1 pseudogene is annotated in these 539 nt (G+C 70.7%); it reads left to right on the forward strand.

Annotated elements, in window-relative coordinates:
• Positions 1 to 539 (forward strand): annotated as a pseudogene (locus LPA54_RS36155) (dimethylarginine dimethylaminohydrolase family protein); the annotation flags it as partial.

Here is a 539-nt window from a genome sequence, read left to right on the forward strand (position 1 = left end):
TCTTCGCCGTGCGGTACGCGATCAATCCCTGGATGCGTCCGGACCGTCCCGTCGACGTCTCACTCGCCCGGCGGCAGTGGCTGTCGCTGGTCGACGCCTACCACCGCCACGGCCATACCGTGGAGACCGTGGAGCCGCTGCCCGGTCTGCCCGACATGGTGTTCGCCGCGAACGCGGCGGTCGTCGTGGACGGGCGTGTGTTCGGATCCCGGTTCCACGCGCCGGAGCGGCGTCCGGAGTCGGTGCCGTACGCGGCCTGGTACTAGGCGCACGGATTCGACGTCCAGCACCCGGAGTCGGTGTGCGAGGGCGAGGGCGACCTGGTGCCCGCCGGACGCTGGATCCTCGCCGGGACCGGCTTCCGCACCACGCCCGAGGCGCACCGGGAGGCGCAGGAGTTCTTCGGGGTGCCGGTGATCGGCCTGACCCTGGTGGACCCGTACTTCTACCACCTGGACACGGCGCTCTTCGTGCTGGACGAGGAGAACGTCGCGTACTACCCGGAGGCGTTCTCGCCGGGCAGCCGTGAGGTGCTGGAG

Origin of the sequence: Streptomyces sp. DH12 (genome assembly GCF_020873895.1) — a bacterium.
Classification (GTDB): Bacteria; Actinomycetota; Actinomycetes; order Streptomycetales; family Streptomycetaceae; genus Streptomyces.